The sequence below is a fragment of the Micromonospora sp. WMMD987 genome, assembly GCF_029581435.1.
GTDB classification, from domain to species: Bacteria; Actinomycetota; Actinomycetes; order Mycobacteriales; family Micromonosporaceae; genus Micromonospora; species Micromonospora rifamycinica.
Map to the genome: position 1 here is coordinate 1,280,124 of NZ_CP120861.1, position 24,640 is coordinate 1,304,763.

Sequence of the window (24,640 nt, forward strand, 5' to 3'; positions counted from 1 at the left end):
CGCGCGGGCCGACTGGACTGGGTCGGCACCCCGGGGGTCGGGTGGCTGTCGTGGTTTCGCCGCACCGCTGCCACACGGTCTCGACGATCGAGCTGGTGTTTCACTGTCGAGGACAGCGGCTAGCGGACAGCCACCTCACGAGTCCGATTGCTATACAAGTCTGGACCACCTCCTTTCCCGTGTACCGCCACGCTACCCACCCGACGCCCGGTGCCGGTAGTGATTTTCGGCGAACTTTCGCGGGGGGCCGGGACGGGCCGGGACCGCTGCCGTCCGCGCCACCCGGGCCGACTTTTGTCCAACCGATCGAAAGTTCGTGCTCATCTGGCCTATCTTTCGCCCGAAGTGAGCATTACTCTCTGCCCCACGACAGCCACCGCAGTCGATCCCGAGCAGCGCATCTCGCCACCACCCGTCCGAGCCGTCCCCTCGGTCGACCCCTTCGTGAGGTGAACCGTGCCCGTTCCGTCCCCCACCCCCACCCGCCGGTCGCTGATGGCGTTCGGCCTGGCCGGCGTCCTCGCCGTCGCCGCCGGTCCGGCCGCCCCGGCGGCCGCGGCCGAGGCGGCCGCTCCCCGGCCGTCCACCGCCACCGGTGAGCGGGTGGCGAACCCGGTGGTCGCCGGGCCGATCGCCCGGACCACCCCGGTCGGCGACCCCCGCCACGGCTACCCGTTCCTCGCCACCGACGTCGACCTCGCCGCCGCCGGCTACGTCGAGGAGGAGTTCTTCCTCTTCGGCACCGCCACCCGGTACGCGGTGCAGGGCACCCAGAATGCCACGACCATCGCCACCGACCAGCCGTACGGCACCCGGCTGGTGGTCCGGCGGCCGGCCAACACCAAGAAGTTCAACGGCGTCGTGATCGCCGAGTGGAACAACGTCAGCAACCAGTGGGACCAGGAGGTCGACTGGTTCCAGTCACACGAGCACCTGATCCGCTCCGGGTATGCCTGGGTCGGGGTGTCCGCCCAGCGGGCCGGGCTGCACTCGGCCACCGGCCTCAAGACGTGGAGCCCGGGCCGGTACGGCGCGCTGGACGTCACCGTCGGCGGCGCGGTCACCGACGACAGCCTCTCGTACGACATCTTCAGCCAGGCGGTGAAGGCGGTCCGCAACCCGACCGGGGTCGACCCGCTGGGCAAGCTGCCCGCCCCGCAGTACGTGATCGCCACCGGCCACTCGCAGTCGGCCGGCCGGCTCGCCAACTACTACAACGGCGTCCAGCAGTCGGCGAACGTGCTCGACGCGGTCGTCCTGCACGGTGGCGGCGGCGTGCTCCGCACCGACCTGGCGACGCCGGTGTTCCGGATCAACTCCGAGGGGGACGTGGCCAGCGGCATCCTGCCCGCGGCGGCCCGCGCCCAGGCCGACTCGCCCGTCCTGCGCTCCTGGGAGGTCGCCGGCGCCTCGCACGGCGACTGGAAGCTGATCACCGACTACGGTCCGCTGCGCAAGCGCGACATTGGCAGCTACCCGGGCGGCTACCCGGGTGAGCCGCAGACCTGCACGCTGCCCTCGCTGTCGCGGATCCCGCAGCACATGGTGCAGAACGCGGTGTACGACCACACCGTCGCCTGGGTCGCCCAGGGGGTGGCCCCGCCGACCGCACCGCTGATCCAGACGACCACCACGACACCACCGGCCATCGCCCGCGACGAGCTGGGACTCGCCCTCGGCGGCATCCGGCTCGCCCAGCACCAGGTGCCGCTGCGGGTCAACAGCGGCAGCAACGCCGGACCCGGCTTCTGCTTCCTCGACGGCAGTTCGGTGCCGCTGACCGACGCGCAACTCGCCACCCGCTACCCGACCGTCGGGTCGTACGTGGACGCCAGCGTCGCGGCCACCCTCGCCGCCGCCGGGGCCGGCTACCTGCCCGCGTCGTTCACCCGCGACCCCGCCTGGTACTCCGACCTGCGTGACCTCATCACCGAGTACGTCGCCGCCGGCCGGATCACCGAGTACGTGGCGGCCCGGCTGACCGACCGGCTCCAGCGGGCCGAGCAGGCCGGCACCGCCGGCAACGCGGCCCGGGCCAGCGAGCTGCTGACGCAGTTGGCCGACCGGGCGGAGCAGCGGATCACCCGCGACCCGGCGGCCCGGGACGCGGTGCTCCGGATGACCGAGGCGTTGATCGCGCTCCTCGACGCGGCGGCCGACCGCGACCGGTGACCCGCACCGGGGGCCGGCACGACGGTGCCGGCTCCCCGGAGGGGAGCAACCGACCCGGCCGGTGGGCGGCGGGTCCGACGCCCGGCGTCGGACCCGCCGCCCACCGGCGACGTGACCGCTGCCCCGGGCCGCTGGGCACGGGGCCGTGCGGTGCCGGTCAGTCGATGCCGATCGGACCCTCGCGTGGGCCGTCCCCGCCGGCCGGCTGAACCGCCAGGGACGGGAAGTCCGCCAGGTCGCCCGCCGGTTCGGCGTCCCACTCGGGGAAGACCAGGTCGCTCTGGAGATAGAGGCACAGCAACTGGGCCAGGTGACGCAGCCCCTCCAGGTGGGTGCGCTCGTGGCCGTGGGTGGCGTCCACCCCGAAGCCGAGCAGCGCGACCCGGGCGTGCGCGCCCGCCTCGACCGCCGCCGCCACGTCCGAGCGGTAGTAGTCGAAGACGTCGCGGACCAGGTCGACGCCGTGTTCCCGGGCGATCGTGGCGAGGTTGCGGGTCAGGTGGTAGTCGAACGGGCCGACCCCGTCGCCCATCGCCAGGGTCGCCGCGTCCTCCCGGGACTGCTGGCCCGGCGCGACCACCGCCGCGTCCACCGAGACGATCTCGGCGACGTCCGGATCCAGGCCGTGGCTGGCCCCGTGGCCGATCTCCTCGGTGACGGTGACCAGCAGGTGGGCGGTGACCGTGGGGGTGATACCGGCGTCCACCACCGCCTTGAACGCGGTCAGCACCGCCGCCACCCCGGCCTTGTCGTCCAGGTGCCGGGACTTGACGAAACCCGAGGGGGTGATCATCGGGTTCGGCAGGAACGCCACGAAGTCGCCCGCGTCGACACCGAGCGCCCGGAGGCCGGCGATGTCCTCGACCGGCTCGTCGACCCGGACCTCGACGTGCTCCCAGCCGACGCCCTGCAGGTCGACGTCGTCGTTGTAGCGGTGCCCGCTGGCCTTCAGCGGCAGCACCTGGCCGGTGATCACCCGGTCCAGGTCGTCGGTGAAGATCCGCACGTGCGCGCCCTCGGCGAACCGGGCCGAGTGGGTGCCGATGGTCTTCAGCTCCAGCCGGCCGTTCTCCTTGAGCCGCTTGACCATCCCGCCGATGGTGTCGGTGTGCACCACGATCGCCCGGTCGGCGCCGGTCTGCCGGGGGCCGGGCAGGCAGGCGCTGAGCGCCCCCCGCCGGGTCAGCGTGGACGGGATGCCCAGCGCGGAGAGCCGTTCGCCGACGTACTGCTGCACGTGGTCGGTACGCCCCGACGGGCTCGGGATGTCGAGCAGTTCCAGCAACACCTGGCGCAGGTAGTCCAGATCGATCTCCAGGGGCTTGAGGCTCACGCGACCCCTCCGGGCCCGGCCGGGCTCCAGAGGCGCTGCGGTGCCCGGGTGCCCGGGAAGAGCAGGTCCACGAAGCGCTCGGCGGTCGGCTGGGGCTCGTGGTTGGCCAGCCCTGGCCGCTCGTTCGCCTCGATGAACACGTGCTCGGGCTGGTCGGGGGCGGGGACCAGCAGGTCCAGCCCGGTCACCGGGATGTCCAGGGCCCGGCTCGCCGCCACACAGGCGGTGGCGATCGTCGGGTGCAGTTCGGCCGTCACGTCGTGGATTGTGCCACCGGTGTGGAGGTTCGCCGTCCGACGCACCGCCAGCACCTGCCCCTCGGGCAGCACGTCGTGCATCCGGTGCCCGGCCTCGGCCACCACCTCGCGGGTCATCTCGTCGACCGGGATGCGGGACTCGCCGCCGGTGGCGGCGGCCCGCCGTCGGCTCTGCCGTGCGATCAGCTCGGTGATGTCGTGCACGCCGTCCCCGGTGATCTGCGCCGGTCGGCGTACCGCGGCGGCCACCACCTCGTGGTCGATGACGATCACCCGCAGGTCCTCGCCCGCGCGCAGCTCCTCGATCAGCACGTCGGGGCAGAACCGGCGGGCCAGCTCGACGGCGGCGGTCAGCGCCTCGGCGGTGCGCACCCCGACGGTGATGCCGTTGCCCTGTTCGCCACGGGCCGGCTTGACCACCACCGGCCCGAAGTCGGCGAGGAAGGCCACGTCGTCGGGGTCGCCGGTGGCGGTCCGGCCGCGCGGCACCGACAGGCCCGCTTCGGTGAGGATGCGCCGGGTGACCCGCTTGTCGTCGCAGCGGCTCATCGCCACCGCCGAGGTCAGCTCGGACAGCGACTCGCGGGTGACGATCGTCCGGCCGCCGTTGGTCAGCCGCAGCTCACCCCAGTGCGCGTCGGTGACCTCCACCCGGATGCCGCGCCGCATCGCCTCGTCGGCGACGATCTTCGCGTACGGGTTCAGCTCGTCGTAGCCCGCCGGGGCGGACGGCAGGAAGAGCCGTTCGTTGATCGGGTTCTTCCGTTTCACGCAGAGTGTGCCGGTGCGGTGGAAGCCCAACCGCTCGTACAGCCGGATCGCGCCGGAGTTCTCGGCCAGCACCGACAGGTCGACGAAGGCGCGTCCGCGGTCGTCCAGCCGGTCGGCCAGCTCGGTGAGCAGGGCCTGGCCGGTGCCGGGCGGGGCGGTGTTGAAGTCCACGGTCAGGCACCACAGGCTCGCGCCGTTCTCCCGGTCGCCGAAGACCGCCACGTGGTCCACGCCGGTGATGGTGCCGACGACCTCCCCGGTGCTCGCCTCGGCCACCAGATGCAGGAACCGGTCGGTGCCGGCGTTGTCGACCAGCACCTCCACCGGCGCGGTGACCATGCCGTTGCGGGCGTAGATCCGGTTCACCGCGTCGGCGTCGTCGGCGTCCCGCAGCGGCCGGACGACCAGCCCCGGGATCTCCATCCGTCCGGTGGCCTCCGGGCGGCGCTCGCCCAGCGGCAGCCGGTAGGTCAGCGACGGGTCGATGAACAACTCGTCGGGCAGCCGGGACACCAGCACGTGCGGATCCCGCAGGTAGATGCAGATGTCCCGGGAGCCGGCCGCCTCGGACCGCAGCACATGGGCCACCGCGACCTGCTCGTGGAAGGTCTGGCCGAAGACCAGCCGTCCCCAGCCGCAGTCGAGGACCACGTCGGACGGCCCGGCCGGCTCCCGGCGCGGCTGCTCCCCGACGGTGCCCGGCGCGACCGGATCGCCGCCGGGGCCGGTCCGTTCCCGGCGGCGGCCGAGCACCCGCTCCCGGTCGGTCCGGGCCGTGCCGGTGGCGAGGGTCTCGTTCACGGTCAGTCGATTCCGTGGCTCTGGAGCCACATTTCCAGAAGTCCCAGTTGCCACAGTTTGTTTCCGTTCAACGGGGTCAGTTCGGCGTTCGGTTCGGCGAGCAGCGCAGTGACGTAGTCGGCACGGAACAGGTCGCGGCGACGGGCCTGCGGCGCGGTGAGCGCGTCGCGGACCCGGTCGAGGAGCTTGCCCTCCAGGTGGGTCAGGCCCGGCACCGGGAAGTAGCCCTTGGGGCGGTCGATCACCTCGTGCGGCAGGACCCGGCGGCCGATCTCCTTGAGCACGCCCTTGCCGCCCTGGGCCAGCTTCAGCTCGGGCGGGCAGCTCGCCGCCAGCTCCACGAACTCGTGGTCGAGGAACGGCACCCGGGCCTCCAGCCCGTGCGCCATGGTCATGTTGTCCACCCGCTTCACCGGGTCGTCGGTGAGCATGATCTGGGTGTCGATCCGTAGGCCGGCGTCGACGGCGGTCTGCGCCCCGGCCCGGCCCAGGTGGGCGGCCACGAACTCGCGTGCCGGGTCGCCGTCGGCCAGCCACGCCGGGTTGAGCACCCGGGCCAGCCCGGCCGCGTCCCGGTCGAAGAACGCCTGCGCGTACGTGTCGAGGGCCTGCTCCCGGTCGACGCCGGCCAGCGGCGGGTACCAGTGGTAGCCGCCGAGGATCTCGTCCGCGCCCTGGCCGGACTGGACCACCTTGACGTGCCGGGACACCTCCTGGCTGAGCAGGTAGAAGGCGACGCAGTCGTGGCTGACCATCGGCTCGCTCATCGCGGCCACCGCCGCCTCCAGCGGTGGCACCAGGTCACCGGCGGCCACCTTGAGCTGGTGGTGGTCGGTGCCGAAGGTCTTCGCCACCAGGTCGGAGTAGACGAACTCGTCGCCCTCCCGTCCGCCGACGGCGTCGAAGCCGATCGAGAAGGTGGACAGCCCGGAGCGGGTCTGCCCCTCGCCGGCCAGCAGCGCCACCACCAGGCTGGAGTCCAGGCCGCCGGAGAGCAGCACGCCCACCGGCACGTCGGCGACCATCCGTCGGCGGACCGCGGTGGTCAGCGACGCCAGCAGGGCGTCCTCCCAGTCCCGCGCCGACCAGTCGGCGTGCGACGCGTCCCGGGTGAACGACGGATCCCAGTAGACCCGCTCATGGGTGCGGCCGTCGGGCTCGTAGACCCGCACGGTGGCCGGGGGGAGCTTGGCGACCCCGCGCAGGATGGTGCGCGGCGGCGGCACGATGCTGTGGAAGCTCAGATAGTGGGCCAGCGCCACCGGGTCGATGGTGGTGTCGACCCCACCGCCGGCCAGCAGGGCGGGCAGGGTGCTGGCGAAGCGCACCACCCCCGGCGTCTCGGCCAGGTAGAGCGGCTTGATGCCGAGCCGGTCGCGGGCCAGCACCAGGCGGCCGGTGTCCCGCTCGGTGATCGCGACGGCGAACATCCCGATCAGGTGGTCGACGAAGTCGAGCCCCCACTCGGCGTACGCCTTGACCACCACCTCGCTGTCGCCGGAGGAGAAGAAACGGTGCCCCCTGTCCTGCAACTCCTGGCGCAGCTCGCGGTAGTTGTAGACGCAGCCGTTGAACACGCCGGTGAGCCCGGCGGCCGGGTCGACGATCGGTTGCCCGCTGGCGGCGGAAAGGTCGATGATCTTCAGTCGGCGGTGCCCGAGGGCGGTCGCGCCCTGGGACCAGACCCCACTGTCGTCGGGCCCCCGGTCACTCATCGTGGCCGCCATGCGCTCCACCGCCGACACGTCGGCGCGTGAGCCGTCACGGCGGAACTCTCCCGCAAGTCCGCACATGCCAGCCAATGCTGCCAGAGCTTGTTGCCGTTCGCCTGTTGAGCTGATGTCGGCCCTGTTACGGAATTGCTAGGATGTGCGCCACTCAGCGTGACGGCCCCGCGTGGGCCGACGTTCCTCCCCGGGGCCGGCGGGTGCCCGATTCGCCCCGGGCACCTGATGTGACAAACACCGCAGACCCGCAAAACGGCCGTCGGGCGGATCGCCCGGCGGCCGGTGGGTGTCCGGCCCGGTCAGCCGGCGGTACGGGCCACCCCGACCGGGCAGCTCAGTCCGTTCGGGTTCTTGATCCCCTGGCGGACGATGCCCATCTGGTTCCCGCCTCCTGTCACCGCGACCGGTAAGCGTCGGCCCGGTGTTCGACTGCCGTCACGGTCACGACGCGGTCGTCCTCGTCGATCTCGTAGAGGACGCGGTACATGCCGCGCCTGGCCGACCAGGTGCCTTCGAACGGCGGCAGAAGGAGTCGTTTGCCGACACGATGCGGATTGTCGAGGAGGGCGGTGGTGATGAACTCGTAGACGGCCGCGGATATCTTCTCTGGCAGCCGTCCGGCCAGGGCACGTGCGGCCGGGCCGGTGACCTGGAGCCGGTAGCGGCCGGGGTCCGGACCGGTCACCTCGCCCGCTTCGATCGCTTCGCCATCAGTGCTGCGAGTTCGTCGGCGTCGAGGACGTCACCGGCTTCGACGGCGGCCTTGGATTCGCCGAGTTGCCGCATGGCCTCGGCGCTGGAGAGAACCTCCAGGGTCTCTTCCAGGATGGCGAGGTCGTCGGCGGAGATGAGCACCGCGGCGGCGTGGCCGTGCCTGGTGATCTCTATCCGCTCATGGGTCGAGGCCACCTCGTCGATGAGTTCCGAGAGGCGGTTGCGGGCATCAGTGAACGGCACCACGGTCATGCTCGAAGTATAGGCAGATTCTGGCGTGAAGTCTGCACCAATTCCAGCCGAGGGCCACCGGGCCGTAAGCCCGGTGGCCTGCGGTTCTAGGCCGTCCTGGCCACCCCGACCGGGCAGCTCAGCCCGTTCGGGCCATGGTTGCAGTAGCCGTTCGGGTTCTTCGTCGGGGCCAGGTACTGCTGGTGGTAGTCCTCCGCGAAGAAGTAGTCGCCCAGCGGGGCGATCTCGGTGGTGATCTCACCCTTGCCGGCCCGCGCCACGATCGGCGCGAACGCGTCCCGGGACGCCTGTGCGGTGGCCAGCTGCGCGTCCGAGGTGGTGTAGATCGTCGAGCGGTACTGGCTGCCGACGTCGTTGCCCTGCCGCATGCCCTGGGTCGGGTCGTGGTTCTCCCAGAACACCTTGAGCAGGTCCTCATAGCTGATCACGGTCGGGTCGTAGACCACCTGGACCACCTCGGCGTGCCCCGTCATCCCCGAACACACCTCCTCGTACGTCGGGTTGGTGGTGTAGCCGCCCGCGTAGCCGGCCGACGTGGTGAGCACCCCCGGAAGCGTCCAGAACAGTCGCTCGGCACCCCAGAAACAGCCCATCCCGAACACGGCGACCTGCGAGCCCTCCGGGAACGGACCCTTCAGCGACGACGGCAGCACCTCGTGCCGGTCCCCGACCGGCATCGCGATCGGGCGGCCGGGCAGGGCCTGGTCGGGACTGATCATCTCGGCCTTCATGCGGCGAAGGAACACGGTGGAACTCCTCTCGTACCTCTCCCCGCGTGCAACGCCGGCGGGCACCGCTTCCTTACCCGCTGGACGGCGCCTCTCGCCCGACCCGACCGCGGAATGTCGGCTCAGGGCAGGGCTGCGGTGACCCGGCCGGCGTACGAGGCGGCCTCGGTGTCGTCGGCGTAGCGGGTCCGCGGCCAGAAGAAGCCGCGCAGGCCGTCGCCCTTCGTCCTCGGCACCACGTGGGTGTGCAGGTGGGCCACCGACTGGGACACCCGGTTGTTCATCGCCACGAACGTCCCGCCGGCCCCCAGACCGGACTCCACCGCCACCGCCAGGCGCTGCACCAGTCCGAAGTAGCCGGACAGCTCGGCCGCCGGCAGGTCGGTCAGGGTGACCAGGTGGGTGCGGGGCACCACCAGGACGTGCCCCTTGAAGACCGGCCGGGTGTCCAGGAAGGCCACCCCGTCCGGCTCGTCGGCCACCCGGAACGCCGGCACCTCGCCGGCCACGATCTGACAGAACACACACCCGGCCACCCGCGCAGCCTAGCCCTGACCCCCGACGTCGACAGGTGTCGGAAGGCGGGCGGGCCGGGGTGCGTGCCCGGGCGTGGGGTGAGCGGGCGCGGGTTCCGTCCGGCGGGTGGGCACGGCGGACTAACGTCTGCGGGATGAGTCACGGTTTCGAGACACTCGCCATCCACGCCGGGCAGGATCCGGAGGCCCGGACCGGCGCGGTGATCCCACCGATCTACCAGACCAGCACGTACGCCCAGGACGCCGTCGGTGCGCCCCGGCAGGGCTACGAGTACAGCCGCTCCGGCAACCCGACCCGCGACGCGCTCCAGGAGTGCCTGGCCGCGCTGGAGGGCGGCCGGGTCGGGCTCGCCTTCGCCAGCGGCCTGGCCGCCGAGGACACCCTGTTGCGGACCGTCTGCCGCCCCGGCGACCACGTGGTGATCCCGGACGACGCGTACGGCGGCACCTACCGGCTCTTCGCCCGGGTGGCCGAGCGCTGGGGGCTGACGTACACCCCGGCGAAGGTCTCCGACGTCGACGCGGTGCGGGCCGCGATCCGCCCCACCACGAAGATCGTCTGGGTCGAGACGCCGACGAACCCGCTGCTCGGCATCGCCGACATCGCCGCCCTGGCCGGGGTCGCGCACGACGCAGGTGCGCTGCTGGCGGTCGACAACACCTTCGCCTCGCCGTACCTCCAGCAGCCGCTCGCGCACGGCGCGGACGTCGTGGTGCACTCCACCACCAAGTACGTCGGCGGGCACTCCGACGTGGTCGGTGGCGCGCTGGTCGTCACCGACCCGGCGCTCGGCGACGAGCTGCGCTACCACCAGAACGCGATGGGTGCGGTCAACGGCCCGTTCGACGCCTGGCTCACCCTGCGCGGCATCAAGACCCTCGGGGTACGGATGGACCGGCACTGCGACAACGCCGAGCGGATCGCCGCTTTCCTGGACAACCACGCGAAGGTCGCCCAGGTCATCTACCCGGGCCTGCCGGCGCACCCCGGGCACGAGGTGGCCGCCAAGCAGATGCGCCGGTTCGGCGGGATGATCTCCTTCCGGGCCGCCGGGGGCGAGGAGCACGCCGTGCGGGTCTGCAACCGGGCACGGCTGTTCGTCCTCGCCGAGTCGCTCGGCGGAGTGGAGTCGCTGATCGAGCATCCGGGCCGGATGACACACGCAAGTGCTGCCGGCTCGCCGCTTGAAGTTCCCGGCGATCTCGTGCGACTGTCTGTCGGCATCGAGACGGTCGACGACCTGCTCGCCGATCTGGAGCAGGCACTGGGCTGACCGTGGGCTGGGAAGAGGTGGCCGTGCAGGACATCATGCCGACCTGGGTGGGGGCGACCGCCAGGCAGATCGCCCGGGGCGTACGTCGGGGCGACGTCTCCGCCACCCAGGTCGTCGCCGACCACCTCGACCACATCGACCGGGTCGACCACGGCCTCGCCGCGTTCCGCGCGGTCCGCGCCGGTGAGGCGATCACCGAGGCGGAGAAGGTCGACGAGCAGGAGGAGCTGGCGAACCTTCCGCTGGCCGGGGTGCCGGTCGCGGTCAAGGAGAACACCCCGGTCGCCGGGCTGCCCACCTGGAACGGCTCGCTGGCCGCCCGTACCCCGGTGGCGGAGGCCGACCACGAGGTGGTGCGCCGGTTGCGCGGGGCGGGCGCGGTGATCCTCGGGGTGACCCGGATGCCGGAGCTGGGCCTGTGGGCGATCACCGACGACGCGACCGCCGTCACCCGCAACCCGTGGGACGTCCGGTTCACCCCGGGGGGCTCCTCGGGCGGGGCCGCCGCCGCCGTCGCGGCCGGGCTGGTGCCGATCGCGCACGGCAACGACGGACTCGGTTCGATCCGCATCCCGGCGGCCTGCTGCGGCCTGGTCGGCCTCAAGCCCGGCCGGGGGGTGGTGCCGTGCCAGCTCGGCGCGGAGGACTGGTTCGGGCTGACCGAGCACGGCGTGCTGACCACCACCGTGGCCGATGCCGCCGTCGGTTTCCAGGTGCTCGCCGGGCGGCGTCCGGACAAGCTGGTGCCACCGCCCCGACTCCGGGTCGGCGTGTCGCTGCGCTCGCCGGTACGCGGCGTGTCACCGGACGCGCCCAACCGGGACGCGGTGGCCGCCGCCGGCCGGCTGCTGGCCGCCGCCGGCCACGACACGGTGCCCGCGGATCCGGTCTACCCGACCGCGCTCGGCCTCCAGGGGATCGCCACCTGGCTCGCCGCCGCCGCGGCCGACGTGCGGGCCGCCGGCATCGACCGACGGGGCCTGCAACGGCGTAGCCGCCGGCACGTCGCGCTGGGGGAGTGGGCGCAGCGCCGCGGGTACGTGCGCGAGGCCGACCGGGCCGCCTGGCGGGAGCGGTCCATCGGCTTCTTCGCCGACCACGCGGTCGACCTGCTGCTCACCCCGGCGCTGGCCGGGCCGCCGCCCGAGGCCACCGGCTGGTCCGGCCGGTCCTGGTTGGCGAACATGAGGACCAACATCAGGTACGCCCCGTTCGCCGCCCCGTGGAACGTCGCCGGCCTGCCGTCGATCGTGGTGCCGGTGGGCCGCCGGCCGGACGGCCTGCCGGTCGCCGCGCAGCTGATCGGCCCGCCCGGCTCGGAGCTGCTGCTGCTCGGGGTCGCCGGGCAGTTCGAGATGCTGGCCCCGTGGACCCGGCACGCCCCCGGCTACCCCCGGGTCGACACGGGCTCCCCCGCCGTCGCCTGACGGTCGCACGGGCTCCCCCGCCGTCGCCTGACGGTCGCACGGGCTCCCCCGCCGTCGCCTGACGGTCGCACGGGCTCCCCCGCCGTCGCCTGACGGTCGCACGGGCTCCCCCGCCGTCGCCTGACGGTCGCACGGGCTCCCCCGCCGTCGCCTGACGGTCGCACGGGCTCCCCCGCCGTCGCCTGACGGTCGCACGGGCTCCCCCGCCGTCGCCTGACGGTCGCACGGGCTCCCCCGCCGTCGCCTGACGATTGCACGGGCTCCCTGGCCGTCGTCTGACGCGCGAACGTCGCGTGCCCGGTCCCGGGCGGCGGCGGACCACACCGTGAGCGGATCGTCGCCGCTGGTGGCGGGTGGTGTCGCCGCCGGTGCGGCCGGGGGCGGGTGGCACGATCGGGGCATGACGGAACTGGTCGACCTCGCCGACGTCCGGGCCGCCCGGGAGTTGCTCGCCGGGGTCACCCGGACCACCCCGCTGGAGCCCTCCCGGCCGTTGAGCGCGGCGCTGGCCGGGCCGGTGTGGCTCAAGTGCGAGAACCTGCAACGTGCCGGGTCGTACAAGGTGCGCGGCGCGTACGTGCGGATAGCCCGGCTGCCGGCGGCCGACCGGGACCGGGGGGTGGTCGCGGCCAGCGCCGGCAACCACGCCCAGGGGGTGGCGCTCGCCGCCGGCCTGGTCGGCACCCACGCCACCGTCTTCATGCCGGTCAACGCCCCGCTGCCGAAGGTGGCCGCCACCAAGGGGTACGGCGCGCGGATCGAACTCGTCGGCAACACCGTCGACGAGTCGCTGGTGGCCGCGCAGACCTTCGCCGAGCGGACCGGCGCGGTGTTCATCCACCCGTTCGACCACCCGGACGTCATCGCCGGCCAGGGCACCGTCGCCCTGGAGATCCTCGAACAGTGCCCCGACGTCCAGACGATCATCACGGGGGTCGGCGGCGGCGGCCTAGTCTCCGGGATGGCGGTGGCCGCGAAGGCGCTGCGGCCCGATGTCCGGATCGTCGGCGTGCAGGCGGCCAGCGCCGCCGCGTTCCCGCCCTCGCTGGCCGCCGGGGAACCGGTCCGGTTGCCGGCGTTCGCCACGATCGCCGACGGCATCGCGGTCGGCCGACCGGGCGAGATCACCTTCAGCCACGTCCGCAAGCTGGTCGACGAGATGGTCACCGTCACCGAGGAGGACATCTCCCGGGCGTTGCTGATGCTGCTGGAACGGGGTAAGCAGGTGGTCGAGCCGGCCGGCGCGGTCGGGGTGGCCGCGCTGCTCGCCGGTGCCGTGCGGGTGCGGACCCCGACGGTGGCGGTGCTCTCCGGAGGCAACATCGACCCGCTGCTGATGATGCGGGTGATCGAGCACGGCCTCGCCGCCGCCGGTCGTTACCTGCGGGTCACCGTGCGCTGCTCGGACCGGCCCGGCCAGCTCGCCTCGCTGCTCACCGAGATCGCCGGGCACCGGGCGAACGTGGTCGACGTGGAGCACCAGCGGGCCACCCCGCACCTGCGTCTCGGTGAGGTGGAGGTGGCGCTGTCGGTGGAGACCCGGGGTGTCGAACACTCCGACACGCTGATCAGCGCCCTGCGGGCCAGTGGTTACCAGGTGGTCCTCACGCCCGGGACGTGACACCCGTGGCTGCCCCGCTGCGGGCGTACGCGGGCAGGTGCCGCCGGGTCGCGCACGGACCCGGCGGCGTGCCGGCTCAGCCGGTGAAGGGCTCGAAGCTGACGATGGTCACCTTGATGTCCGCGCCGCTGGGGGCGGTGTAGGTGCAGGCCTGACCGGGACGGCCGCCGAGGATGGCCTGGCCGAGCGCCGCCTCCGGGCTGTAGACCGTCAGCTCGGTGGTGGCCGCGATCTCCCGCGAGCCGAGCAGGAACGTCTCGGTGTCGTTCTCGTCGTCGTCGAAGTAGATCGTCACGACCATGCCCGGTGCCACCACGTCGGCGGTCGGCGCCTCGCCGACCTGGGCGGTACGCAGCAACTCCTTGAGGTAGAGGATCCGGCCCTCGGCCTTGCCCTGCTCCTCGCGGGCCGCGTGGTAGCCGCCGTTCTCCCGCAGGTCGCCCTCTTCCCGCCGGGCGTTGATCTCGGCGGCGATGACCGCGCGGTTGGCGATCAGCTCGTCGAGCTCGGCCTGGAGGCGGTCGTGCGCGTCCTGGGACAGCCAGGTGGCGGGCGCCTTGTTGTCATTGATGGACACAGGCGTACTCCTCGGATGTGCGGACTGGCTGACAGGTGACTTACCAACCTACCAGTGGAGCGCACCCACCGGGCGTGGTCGATCATCCGGCCGGGGGACCGGAGTGCCCGGCCGGTGGCTCAGCCCGCCGGCCGGCAGCGGACCACCTCGCCGATGAACGGGCGTCCGGTGGTGGTGAGCCGGTGCCGGGTGGTGACGTGCCGCTGGCCGGGGGCCGCGGTCACCGTGACCTCCTCGTGGCCCACCTCGGCCCCGTCGTGGGAGCGGGCCCGCACCAGGCACACCGCCGAGCCGCCGGGCGGCACGGTCACCCGGAAGTCGACCTGCACCCCGGTGTCGCTGATCCCGGTGTAGGTGATCACCTCGGGCTTGTACTCCGGGTCGCCGTACCGCTGGTAGAGCTGCGTCGCGGCCAGCACCAGCCCGGTGATCAGCACGGCCACCAGCAGCCAGCGCAGCAGCGGCCGACGGCGCTCGGGCTCCCGCCGACGTCCGTACCGGCCGGGCGGGAAGACCGGCGCGGCCGTGGGAATTGTGGCGTGCGTCTCGGTCACCGGCGGGTATCTCCTGGCGTTGTTGTCGGCGGCATCGGCAAGAATGTCAGGGTCCATCTTCCCAGTCCGTGACCGAGCCCGGTGTGGCAGGTCGGCAGCCGTGCCGGCAGGTCACCGCGGCAGGTCAGGCGAGCGACCCGGACCGGGCCGCCGACGGGCACAGACGAGGAGCGCCCACGTTGGCAGAGAAGCTGCGTCTCATGGCCGTGCACGCACACCCGGACGACGAGTCCAGCAAGGGTGCCGCCACCATGGCGAAGTACGTCGCCGAGGGGGTGGACGTGCTGGTCGTGACGTGCACCGGGGGCGAACGGGGCAGCGTGCTCAACCCCAAGCTGGACCGCCCCGACGTGTGGGCGAACATCGGCGAGATCCGCCGGGCCGAGATGGACGCCGCACGGGCGATCCTCGGTGTCGAGCAGGCCTGGCTGGGCTTCGTCGACTCGGGCCTGCCCGAGGGCGACCCGCTGCCACCGCTGCCCGAGGGATGCTTCGCCCTCCAGGACGTCGACGTGGCGGCCGGGCCGCTGGTCAAGCTGATGCGGGAGTTCCGCCCGCACGTGGTCACCACCTACGACGAGGAGGGTGGCTACCCGCACCCCGACCACATCATGTGCCACAAGATCAGCGTGGCCGCGTTCGAGGCGGCCGGCGACCCGGCCCGCTACCCGGAGCTGGGCACCCCCTGGCAGCCGCTGAAGCTCTACTACGACATCGGCTTCTCCCGGGGCAAGTTCCTGGCCCTGCACGAGGGCGTGCTCGCGGCGGGGCTGCCCTCGCCGTACGAGGACATGCTCAAGCGCTGGGACGAGCGGCCGGACAAGGGCGCGCGGATCACCACCCGGGTGGAGTGCGCGGAATACTTCCCGGTCCGCGACGACGCGCTGCGTGCGCACGCCACCCAGGTCGACCCGGACGGCTTCTGGTTCCAGATGCCGATGGAGCTCCAGCAGCACGCCTGGCCGACCGAGGACTTCCAACTGGCCCGCTCGATGGTCGAGTCCCCGCTGCCGGAATCCGACCTGTTCGCCGGGGTGCGGGAGGCCGCCCATGCCGGGTGACCGGCGCCCGGGGCTAGGCTGAGACTCCACCGCACATCGGAGACATACCATGCTGAACGCTGTCCAGGTGCTCGCCGAGAACAACTTCGGCGACACCCGCACGGGCGGCCTGGCCGGGCCGATGGGCCTCTTCCTCATCGTGCTGCTCGGCACCGCCACCGTCCTGTTGATCCGCAACATGAACTCCCGGCTGCGCCGGCTGCCCGACCGCTTCCCCGAGCCGGGCGGTCCAGTCGGGACCGATCGGACCGATTCGTCGGTCCCCGGTCCGCCGGACGGGACACCCGGGCAGGAATCACGTCCGAACCCGTCCAGTGGTCACCAGCAGCCCTGACCGAGGTGGCTGGCGCGTGAATCACGCCGATCCGGGTCGTCGCCCCCTGTTGCGGTCAACCGGATTGGCTTAGCCTTCCGCCGGGGGACGTAAGTCCCTGAAGCCGTGCGCGGGAGGGGGTGCCATGACCGTCGCAGCCGCGTTCCTCCGTCGCACCGCCGACGGCCCCGCGGACGGAGCCGGGCGGTGACCTCCGGCAGGGCTGGCGCGTCCGGCGACGGTCCGGAGCCTGCGGACACCCCCTGGCGGGTGCGCCTGCTGACCGTCGCCGTCGCGGTGACCGCGCTGGTGGCGGTCGTGCTCGGCCTGCGCCTGCCGGTCGAGCTGCCACCCGACGACCCGCTCCCGGGGGCGGCCCGCTTCGGCATCGCCGTCGTCGTGTTCGCGGTGGCCCAGCTCGCCCGGCTGAGGTTCCGCACCGCCACCGGCATGGTGAGCCTCACCTGGGGCGAGGCGGCGCTGATCGTCTGTCTCCACCTCACCCCGGCCGGCTGGTTGCCGGCCGCCGCGCTGCTCGGCACCGGGGCGGCCTGGACGGCGATGTCGCTGGCCGCCGACCGGCGCTCCCCGCTGGAGCTCGTGCGGATCGCCGCCTCGCTGACGGCGGCGACCGCGCTCGCCGTGGCCGTCGCCACCGCCCTCGGTGCGCCACTGCTGGCCGGGCCCACCCCGGCGCTCGTCCCCGCCCTGGTCGTCGGCGCGGTCGGCTACCTGCTCACCACCGCCGGGCTGGGCGGGGCCGCCCTGGCTCTGCGGCACGGTACGGCGGTCGGCCCGCCGCTGCTCGCCGCGGTGCGCGGCAAGTTGCTGATGTTCGTCGGCAACGTGGCGGTCGGCCTGGTCGTGGTGGCGCTGCTGGAGATCGACCCCCGCTGGCTGCTGGTGCTGCCCCCGCTGCTGTGGCTGCTCCAGCAGACCTACCGGCACCGGCTCCGCGCCGACCAGGAACAACGCACCTGGCGCGCGTTCGCCGAGGCGACCGCCGCCCTCAACCAGCTCGACGAGCGGGGAGTGGCCACCGCCGCGGTGACCGGCGCACTGGCCCTGTTCGGCGCCGAGCTGGTGGACGTGGACGTGGCCCGGGGCGACGGCCGGTGGCGGCGCTACCGGGGCGACGCCTCCGGTCAGGTGCGGGACCGGGAGACGGGGCCACCCGGCGGGGCCGCCCCGGACGCCTGCGAACTGGTCCGCGCGCTGGTCGTCGGCGACGTCCAGGTCGGACAGTTGCGGGTCCGGTTCCCCGCCTCCGGGCCGCCCGGCGACCGGGAACGGGACGCGCTGGCCGCCTACTCCGACGCGTTGGCCGCCGCCCTGCACGACGCGGCGACCCACCGGGAGCTGCGGCTGGTCAGCGCCCGCTCGTCGTACGACGCGGTGCACGACGCGCTGACCGGACTGGTCAACCGGACGGCCCTGCTGAGCAAGGGTGACCAGGCGCTGCGGCAGCTCGCCCACGACCACCCGGTGGCCCTGCTGCTGCTCGACATCGACCAGTTCAAAGAGGTCAACGACACGCTCGGGCACGCCGCCGGTGACCGGCTGCTCCAGCTCACCGGCAACCGGTTGGGCGACCTGGCCCGTTCCGGTGACCTGCTCGCCCGGCTCGGTGGCGACGAGTTCGCCCTGCTGCTGACGTCGGTCCCGGTGCTCGGCGACCGGGCCGCCCCGATGGCGTACGCGCTGCGGCAGGCCCGGGAGATCGCCGAGCGGCTGGCCGCGCCGACCGAGGTGGCCGGGGTGCGGATGTCGGTCGAGGTGTCGGTGGGGGTGGTGGTCGCCGGGGCGGGCACCGCCGACCTGACCGAGCTGCTGCGCCGGGCCGACATCGCGATGTACCAGGCGAAGGAGGGCGGCGGCAGCGTCGCCGCGTACGACAGCACCCGGGACGCCGCCAGCACCGACCAGCTCGCCCTGCTGGCCGAGCTACGGGAGGCGTTGCAGGCCGATGACCAGCTGGTGCTGGCCCTGCAACCGGCGGTCGACCTGGCCACCGGCGCCCCGACCGGGGTGGAGGCGCTGATCCGCTGGCAGCACCCCCGCCGGGGCTGGCTCAGCCCGGCCGACTTCATCCGTCCGGTGGAACACAGCGAACAGCTCGGCACCTTCACCCGGTACGTGCTGGACAAGGCGCTCTCGGTGGCCGCCGGGTGGGCACGGGACGGGCTGGACGTGCCGATCTCGGTGAACCTCTCGGCGCGCAGCCTGCTCGATCCCCGGCTGCCGGCGGAGATCGCCGACGCGCTGCGCCGGCACCAGGTGCCGCCGCACCGGCTGGTCCTGGAGATCACCGAGACGGTGGTGATGAGCGAGCTGGAGGTGATCGACGAGGTGCTGGCCACCCTGCGCACGATGGGCGTCCAGTTGGCCGTCGACGACTTCGGCACCGGGTTCTCGTCGCTGTCCTTCGTGACCAGGATCGCGGTGGACGAGTTGAAGGTGGACCGCTCCTTCGTGATCCGGATGGCCGACTCGCCGGAGGCGGCGGCGATCGTCCGGGCCACGGTCGGGCTGGCCCACGAGTTGGGGTTACGGGTGGTCGCCGAGGGAGTGGAGACGGCCGAGCAGCGGGCCGCCCTGGTGGCGCTGGGCTGCACCGCCGCCCAGGGTTACCACTTCTTCAAGCCGATGCCGGCCGACAAGATCGGCGCGGTGCTCGGCTCGCTGCGCGACTCCGCCGAGTCGAACGTCTTCCCCCTGCGCGCCGACGGCGCCTCCTGACCCCGCCGCCCCTGTCCGTCCCGTCTCATCCCCGTCCGTCCGCCCGTGCGTCCGTCCGCCCGTGCGTCCGTCCGCCCGTGCGTCCGTGCGTGCGTCCGTGCGTGCGTCCGTGCGTGCGTGCGTCCGCCCGTGCGTGTGTGCGTGCGTCCGCCCGTGCGTCCGCCCGTGCGTCCGCCCGTGCGTCCGCCCGTGCGTCCGCCCGTGCGTGCGTCCGCCCGTGCGTGCGTCCGCCCGTGCGTGCGTCCGCCCGTGCGTGCGTGCGCCCGCCCGTGCGCCCGTCCGTGCGTCTTATCCCCGTCCCGCCCTCCCGCCCGTCCCCGGGGGCGTGGCGACGCCCGTAACGATCCATGATCGTGCTCGATCCACGATGTAGTGGTCTCGGAGGGATTTGAGGCCACTACAACAGGGATCGAGCACGATCTTGGTGCGGGGGTGCGGGGGTGCGGGGGTGCGGGGGTGCGGGGGTGCGGGGGTGCGGGGGTGCGGGGGTGCGGGGGTGCGGGGGTGCGGGGGTGCGGGGGTGCGGGGGTGCGGGGAAGTGGAGTGGTGGCCCGCGTTCCACCGTCGGAACGCGGGCCACCGAGCAGGGGGCGTCAGCCCCGGGAGACTACCTCGCCGACCACCGTCGGCAGTGCCGCCCAGTCGGCGGACGCCACGCTGGCGTGGGCGGCGGCGAGCTGGACGAGCCGGGCCCGGGCGGCCGCCGGGTCGGTGTTGCCGACCGCCGGGGGGACGTTCTGCGCGTCGGTCATCACCAGCAGGTAGTGGTTGGTGTCGTACCAGGACGTGTCGATGCCGCCGGTGACGTACGCGCTGGCGTCGCCGTCGAAGAGCACGAACCACGGGCGCAGGCCGGTGTCGGCGTACCGGCTGCGCGGGTCGCCGGCCTGGGCGCGGTGCACCGCCGGGAACGCCTGTGCCTGGCCGAGGGTGCCGGCCGCCGCCAGGCCGACGAGGTGCTGGGCGTACTCGATGTCGGTCCACAGGGTGTCGGTGGGGTTGCCCTCCTCGACGGTGCCGGGGATCAGCTCCACGATCACCTTTCCGGCGAGCTGCGCCCGGGTGGGCCAGGCGTTCGCGCGGGCGGCGGCGTCCAGGGTGGCGTACCCGCCGCGCAGGTCGGCGGGGCGGAACACCCGGCTGCCGAGCCGGGCGGCGAGCACGGCGTCGAGCTGGACCGGCCCCTGCCCGGTACGGCTGCTGAAGCCGGTCTTCAGCTCCAGCTTGAGTTGCAGCGGGCCGGCGTCGGGATGGGCGTCGAACCAGAGCCGGATGTCGTCCAGGCAGTGCTCCAGGTTCTTGTTGCGGGTGCCGGTGTAGAGCTGCGCGGGGGTGGTGGCGGCGACGCAGTTGTTGTCGTTGCCCAACGGGTTGGAGTGGCTGACCCGCCACTGCTTGGTGATGATGTCCGGCCAGACGTCCAGCTCGATCAGGCCGGGGCGGGCGTCGAGCGCCTGCGCCAGATAGGTGTACGTGCCGCGTTCGTACGCGTTGTGCGTACCGACCACGGTGGTCGCCGAGACCCGGGTGCCGGGGTCCACCGCGGCCGGGGCGGGTCCGGTGGTGCCGAACACCGCCGCGACCACGGCGACCGAGGTGAGCGCCGACAGGAGACGGGAACCGCGCATGGGTACCTCCTCGCAGGGCCGGTGCCGTTCACCGCACCCGAACAGATCAAAGTCGATGAATGTGAACGGGGGAAGGCCCGGTGTCGGCGCAACGGTTGCCCCGGCGGGTGCGCCCGGGGGTGGATAGGGTCGTCGGGTGAACCGACTCGCCCAGGCCACCTCGCCGTACCTGCTCCAGCACGCCGACAACCCGGTCGACTGGTGGCCGTGGTGCGACGAGGCGTTCGCCGAGGCGAAACGGCGGGACGTCCCGGTGCTCGTCTCGGTCGGCTACGCCGCCTGTCACTGGTGCCATGTGATGGCCCACGAGTCGTTCGAGGACGAGACGGTCGGCGCGCTGGTCAACGCCGGCTTCGTGGCGATCAAGGTGGACCGTGAGGAACGCCCCGACGTCGACGCCGTGTACATGACCGCCACCCAGGCGATGACCGGCCAGGGCGGGTGGCCGATGACGGTCTTCGCCACCCCCGACGGCACCCCGTTCTTCTGCGGCACGTACTTCCCGAAGCCCAACTTCGTCCGGCTGCTGGAGTCGGTCGGCACCGCCTGGCGGGAGCAGCGGGAGGCCGTGCTGCGCCAGGGCGCCGCGGTGGTCGAGGCGATCGGCGGCGCCCAGGCCGTCGGCGGCCCCACCGCCCCGCTCACCGCCGACCTGCTCGACGCCGCCGCCAGCCAGCTCGCCAGCGAGTACGACGAGACCAACGGCGGCTTCGGCGGCGCACCGAAGTTCCCGCCGCACATGAACCTGCTGTTCCTGCTGCGGCACCACCGGCGTACCGGCTCGGCGCGCAGCCTGGAGATCGTCCGGCACACCGCCGAGGCGATGGCCCGGGGTGGCCTGCACGACCAGCTCGCCGGGGGGTTCGCCCGCTACTCGGTGGACGCCCACTGGACGGTGCCGCACTTCGAGAAGATGCTCTACGACAACGCCCTGCTGCTGCGGGTCTACACCCAGCTCTGGCGGCTAACCGGCGACCCGCTGGCCCGCCGGGTGGCCCGGGACACCGCCCGGTTCCTCGCCGACGAGCTGCACCGCCCCGGGGACGGCTTCGCCTCCGCCCTGGACGCCGACACCGAGGGGGTGGAGGGCCTCACCTACGCCTGGACCCCGGCCCAGCTCGTCGAGGTGCTCGGCGAGGACGACGGCCGGTGGGCGGCCGACCTGTTCGACGTCACCGAGGCGGGCACCTTCGAGCACGGCACGAGCGTGCTGCGGCTGGCCCGGGACGTCGACGACGCCGACCCGGCGGTCCGGGACCGCTGGCGCGACGTGGTGGGCCGGCTGCTCGCCGCCCGGGACACCCGCCCCCAACCGGCCCGCGACGACAAGGTGGTGGCCGCCTGGAACGGGCTGGCGATCACCGCGCTCGTCGAGTTCGTCCAGGTCGCCGCGCTCCGGGTGGCCCCCGACGACGAGGACGCCAACCTGATGGACGGCGTCACCATCGTCGCCGACGGCGCGCTGCGGGACGCCGCCGAACACCTGGCCGCCGTGCACCTGGTCGACGGCCGGCTGCGCCGCGCCTCCCGGGACCGGACGGTCGGCGAACCGGCCGGGGTGCTGGAGGACCACGGCTGCGTGGCCGAGGCGTTCTGCGCGCTGCACCAGTTCACCGGCGAGGGACGCTGGCTGGAACTGGCCGGCGGGCTGCTGGACGTCGCGCTGGCCCGGTTCGCCGCCCCGGACGGCGGCTTCTACGACACCGCCGACGACGCCGAACGGCTGGTCGCCCGACCGGCCGACCCGACCGACAACGCCACCCCCTCGGGCCGGTCGGCGATCGTGGCGGCGCTGACCGCGTACGCGGCGCTGACCGGGGAGACCCGTTACCGGGAGGCGGCCGAGGCGGCCCTGTCGACCGTCGCGCCGATCGTCGGCCGGCACGCCCGTTTCACCGGGTACGCGGCGGCGGCCGGTGAGGCACTGCTCTCCGGGCCGTACGAGATCGCGGTGGTCACCGACGACCCGGCCGGAGACCCGCTGGTCGCCGCCGCGCACCGGCACGCCCCGCCCGGCGCGGTGGTGGTCGCCGGCCGCCCGGACCAGCCCGGCGTGCCGCTGCTCGCCGGTCGGCCCCGGGTCGACGGGCTGCCCACCGCGTACGTCTGCCGGGGGTTCGTCTGCCAGCGGCCGGTGACCTCGGTCGACGACCTGATGACCCAGCTCGGCTGAGCCGGCCTGCCGCCGCCGGTCCGCCGCCGGCCGCCGGCCGCTGAGCCGGTCCGCCGCCGGTCGCCGGCCGCTGAGCCGGTCCGCCGCCGGTCGCCGGCCTCCGGATCGGCCAGGCGGACGGAGACGGCCGGGCGGACAGGACCAGCCGGGCGGACAGGATCAGCCGGGCGGACAGGATCAGCCGGGCGGACAGGGACGGCCCGGCCGACAGGGACGGCCCGGGCGACGGGGACGGGGGTGGCCCTCGGGTCGGTCGGCGGGGCGGCCCGGATAGGCTGGCCGCGCTATGGACTCCCGTACCGGTCTGCCCGTCGTCGGCATGGTGGGTGGCGGCCAACTGGCCCGGATGACCCACCAGGCCGCCATCGCCCTCGGCCAGTCACTGCGCGTGCTGGCGCTCGCCCCCGACGACGGCGCCGCGCTCGTCGCCGCCGACGTGCAGTACGGCGACCACACCGATCTCGCCGCACTGCGCACCTTCGCCAAGGGCTGCGACGTGGTCACCTTCGACCACGAGCACGTCCCGACGGAGCACATCCGTGCCCTGGCCGCCGAGGGGGTGAAGCTGTTCCCGCCCGCCGACGCGCTGCTGCACGCCCAGGACAAGCGGGCCATGCGGGAACGGCTCGGCGCGCTGGGCGCCCCCAACCCAGCGTGGCGGCCGGTGGCCGACCCGGCGGACCTACTCGCCTTCGGTGCGCAGCAGGGCTGGCCGGTGGTGCTCAAGGCGGCCCGGGGCGGCTACGACGGGCGCGGCGTCTGGCTGGTCGACGATGCCGGACAGGCCGCCGAGCTGGCCGCCACCCTGCTCGCCGGGGGCACCTCGCTGATCGTCGAGGAGCGGGTGGCGCTGCGCCGGGAGTTGGCCGTGCAGGTGGCCCGCTCGCCGTTCGGGCAGGTCGCCGTCTACCCGGTGGTGGAGACGGTGCAGCGGGACGGGATCTGCGTCGAGGTGCTCGCCCCCGCGCCGGGTCTGCCGGAGGAGTTGGCCGTCGCCGCCCAGCAGCTCGCCATCGACCTGGCCACCGCGCTCGGGGTGGTCGGCCTGCTGGCGGTGGAGCTGTTCCAGACCGACGACGGGTTGGTCGTCAACGAACTGGCGATGCGTCCGCACAACTCCGGGCACTGGACCATCGAGGGTGCCCGCACCTCCCAGTTCGAGCAGCACCTGCGGGCGGTGCTCGACTACCCGATGGGGGACACCGCGCTGACCGCCCCGGTGGTGGTGATGGCGAACGTGCTCGGCGGCGAGCCGGGCGGGATCTCCCTCGACGAGCGGCTGCACCACCTCTTCGCCGCCGAACCGGCCGCCCGGGTCCACCTGTACGGCAAGCAGGTCCGACCGGGCCGCAAGATCGGGCACGTCACGGTGCTCGGGAACGATCTGGACGACGTACGGGAGCGGGCGGCGCGGGCCGCCCGTTGGCTGCGGGAGGGACACGCGTGAGCACCGTCGGGCTGATCATGGGCAGCGACTCGGACTGGCCGGTGATGCGGGCCGCCGCCGAGACGCTGGACGAGTTCGGGGTGCCCTACGAGGTGGCGGTGGTCTCCGCGCACCGCACCCCGGTCAAGATGATCGACTACGGCCGGGACGCCGTCGACCGGGGGCTCAAGGTGATCATCGCGGGGGCCGGTGGTGCCGCCGCGCTGCCCGGCATGGTCGCCTCGGTCACCCCGTTGCCGGTGATCGGCGTACCGGTGCCGTTGAAGCACCTGGACGGGATGGACTCGCTGCTGTCCATCGTGCAGATGCCGGCCGGGATCCCGGTGGCCACCGTGTCGATCGGCAACGCCCGCAACGCCGGCCTGCTCGCGGTCCGTATCCTGGCCGCCACCGACCCGGAGCTGCGTACCCGGATGGTCGCCTTCCAGGCCGACCTGGAGGACCTGGTCGCCGAGAAGGACGCCGCCCTCCGCGCCTCCCTCGCCTGACCCCAGCCCCGTGCCCGACCCGACCCCGGCCGGGCCGGGCCGGGCCG

Annotated in this window: 20 protein-coding genes; 10 read left to right on the plus strand and 10 right to left on the minus strand. The window is 73.4% G+C overall.

Annotation, left to right across the window (positions count from 1 at the left end; translation table 11 throughout):
• The first annotated feature begins 456 nt into the window (after positions 1-456).
• On the plus strand, positions 457-2,172 hold the full coding sequence (locus tag O7612_RS05710; protein WP_282271100.1) for an alpha/beta hydrolase domain-containing protein: 1,716 nt from the start codon (positions 457-459) through the stop codon (positions 2,170-2,172).
• Between the two features lie 157 nt (positions 2,173-2,329).
• Here the strand turns inward: O7612_RS05710 and O7612_RS05715 are convergent, their stop codons facing one another.
• The 7 genes from O7612_RS05715 to O7612_RS05745 form a co-directional block, all read right to left on the minus strand.
• On the minus strand, positions 2,330-3,505 hold the full coding sequence (locus tag O7612_RS05715; RefSeq protein WP_067307602.1) for an osmoprotectant NAGGN system M42 family peptidase: 1,176 nt from the start codon (positions 3,503-3,505) through the stop codon (positions 2,330-2,332).
• Positions 3,502-5,334 carry an N-acetylglutaminylglutamine synthetase gene (gene ngg / locus O7612_RS05720; RefSeq protein ID WP_282271104.1) on the minus strand — a complete coding sequence of 611 codons (1,833 nt, stop codon included), beginning with the start codon at positions 5,332-5,334 and terminating at the stop codon, positions 3,502-3,504. The genes O7612_RS05715 and ngg overlap by 4 nt, the downstream gene beginning before the upstream one ends.
• 2 nt (positions 5,335-5,336) lie before the next feature.
• A complete protein-coding gene (locus O7612_RS05725) occupies positions 5,337-7,127 on the minus strand; it encodes an N-acetylglutaminylglutamine amidotransferase (protein WP_282271106.1) in 1,791 nt (596 codons plus the stop codon).
• A 328-nt stretch (positions 7,128-7,455) separates the two neighbouring features.
• Positions 7,456-7,746, minus strand: coding sequence for a type II toxin-antitoxin system RelE/ParE family toxin (locus O7612_RS05730; protein WP_282271108.1), 291 nt, complete (start codon positions 7,744-7,746; stop codon positions 7,456-7,458).
• Complete coding sequence (locus tag O7612_RS05735) at positions 7,743-8,027, minus strand: type II toxin-antitoxin system Phd/YefM family antitoxin (RefSeq protein ID WP_282271110.1); 285 nt, start codon at positions 8,025-8,027, stop codon at positions 7,743-7,745. The genes O7612_RS05730 and O7612_RS05735 overlap by 4 nt, the downstream gene beginning before the upstream one ends.
• Positions 8,028-8,113: 86 nt before the next feature.
• Complete coding sequence (gene msrA, locus O7612_RS05740) at positions 8,114-8,773, minus strand: peptide-methionine (S)-S-oxide reductase MsrA (protein WP_282271112.1); 660 nt, start codon at positions 8,771-8,773, stop codon at positions 8,114-8,116.
• Between the two features lie 104 nt (positions 8,774-8,877).
• Positions 8,878-9,291: an HIT family protein gene (locus tag O7612_RS05745; RefSeq protein WP_282271114.1), complete on the minus strand. Its 414-nt coding sequence runs from the start codon at positions 9,289-9,291 to the stop codon at positions 8,878-8,880.
• A 134-nt stretch (positions 9,292-9,425) separates the two neighbouring features.
• Here O7612_RS05745 and O7612_RS05750 point away from each other — a divergent pair, with 134 nt between their 5' ends.
• The 3 genes from O7612_RS05750 to ilvA all read left to right on the plus strand — a co-directional run bounded on the left by O7612_RS05750 (position 9,426) and on the right by ilvA (position 13,613).
• The gene (locus O7612_RS05750) at positions 9,426-10,565 is read left to right on the plus strand and encodes a cystathionine gamma-synthase (protein WP_282271115.1); all 1,140 of its coding nucleotides are present in this window, start codon (positions 9,426-9,428) and stop codon (positions 10,563-10,565) included.
• A gap of 17 nt (positions 10,566-10,582) precedes the next feature.
• Positions 10,583-11,992, plus strand: coding sequence for an amidase family protein (locus tag O7612_RS05755; protein WP_282271116.1), 1,410 nt, complete (start codon positions 10,583-10,585; stop codon positions 11,990-11,992).
• 400 nt (positions 11,993-12,392) lie between these two features.
• The gene (ilvA, locus tag O7612_RS05760; RefSeq protein WP_282271117.1) at positions 12,393-13,613 is read left to right on the plus strand and encodes a threonine ammonia-lyase; all 1,221 of its coding nucleotides are present in this window, start codon (positions 12,393-12,395) and stop codon (positions 13,611-13,613) included.
• 76 nt (positions 13,614-13,689) lie between these two features.
• Here the strand turns inward: ilvA and greA are convergent, their stop codons facing one another.
• Positions 13,690-14,190, minus strand: a complete 501-nt coding sequence (greA, locus tag O7612_RS05765; protein ID WP_282271118.1) for a transcription elongation factor GreA — start codon at positions 14,188-14,190, stop codon at positions 13,690-13,692.
• A gap of 119 nt (positions 14,191-14,309) precedes the next feature.
• Positions 14,310-14,744 (minus strand): DUF4307 domain-containing protein, encoded by a 435-nt coding sequence (locus O7612_RS05770; protein WP_282273816.1) that lies wholly within the window; start codon positions 14,742-14,744, stop codon positions 14,310-14,312.
• A 179-nt stretch (positions 14,745-14,923) separates the two neighbouring features.
• Here O7612_RS05770 and mca point away from each other — a divergent pair, with 179 nt between their 5' ends.
• From mca to O7612_RS05785, 3 genes are all read left to right on the plus strand, one after another.
• Positions 14,924-15,805, plus strand: a complete 882-nt coding sequence (gene mca / locus O7612_RS05775; protein WP_282271120.1) for a mycothiol conjugate amidase Mca — start codon at positions 14,924-14,926, stop codon at positions 15,803-15,805.
• Positions 15,806-15,854: 49 nt separating this feature from the next.
• A complete protein-coding gene (locus O7612_RS05780; protein ID WP_067314016.1) occupies positions 15,855-16,139 on the plus strand; it encodes a hypothetical protein in 285 nt (94 codons plus the stop codon).
• A gap of 186 nt (positions 16,140-16,325) precedes the next feature.
• Positions 16,326-18,857 (plus strand): bifunctional diguanylate cyclase/phosphodiesterase, encoded by a 2,532-nt coding sequence (locus tag O7612_RS05785; RefSeq protein WP_282271123.1) that lies wholly within the window; start codon positions 16,326-16,328, stop codon positions 18,855-18,857.
• A 593-nt stretch (positions 18,858-19,450) separates the two neighbouring features.
• On the opposite strand, the gene O7612_RS05790 is transcribed toward O7612_RS05785, so the two are convergent.
• Positions 19,451-20,485: a phosphatidylinositol-specific phospholipase C domain-containing protein gene (locus O7612_RS05790; RefSeq protein WP_282271125.1), complete on the minus strand. Its 1,035-nt coding sequence runs from the start codon at positions 20,483-20,485 to the stop codon at positions 19,451-19,453.
• 136 nt (positions 20,486-20,621) lie between these two features.
• Here O7612_RS05790 and O7612_RS05795 point away from each other — a divergent pair, with 136 nt between their 5' ends.
• The 3 genes from O7612_RS05795 to purE all read left to right on the plus strand — a co-directional run bounded on the left by O7612_RS05795 (position 20,622) and on the right by purE (position 24,593).
• The gene (locus tag O7612_RS05795; RefSeq protein WP_282271127.1) at positions 20,622-22,658 is read left to right on the plus strand and encodes a thioredoxin domain-containing protein; all 2,037 of its coding nucleotides are present in this window, start codon (positions 20,622-20,624) and stop codon (positions 22,656-22,658) included.
• Between the two features lie 286 nt (positions 22,659-22,944).
• Entirely contained in the window at positions 22,945-24,105 is a 1,161-nt protein-coding gene (locus O7612_RS05800; protein ID WP_282271129.1) for a 5-(carboxyamino)imidazole ribonucleotide synthase, read from the plus strand.
• Positions 24,102-24,593 (plus strand): 5-(carboxyamino)imidazole ribonucleotide mutase, encoded by a 492-nt coding sequence (gene purE / locus O7612_RS05805; RefSeq protein WP_282271131.1) that lies wholly within the window; start codon positions 24,102-24,104, stop codon positions 24,591-24,593. Before O7612_RS05800 ends, purE begins: the two co-directional genes overlap by 4 nt.
• Positions 24,594-24,640: the final 47 nt, after the last annotated feature.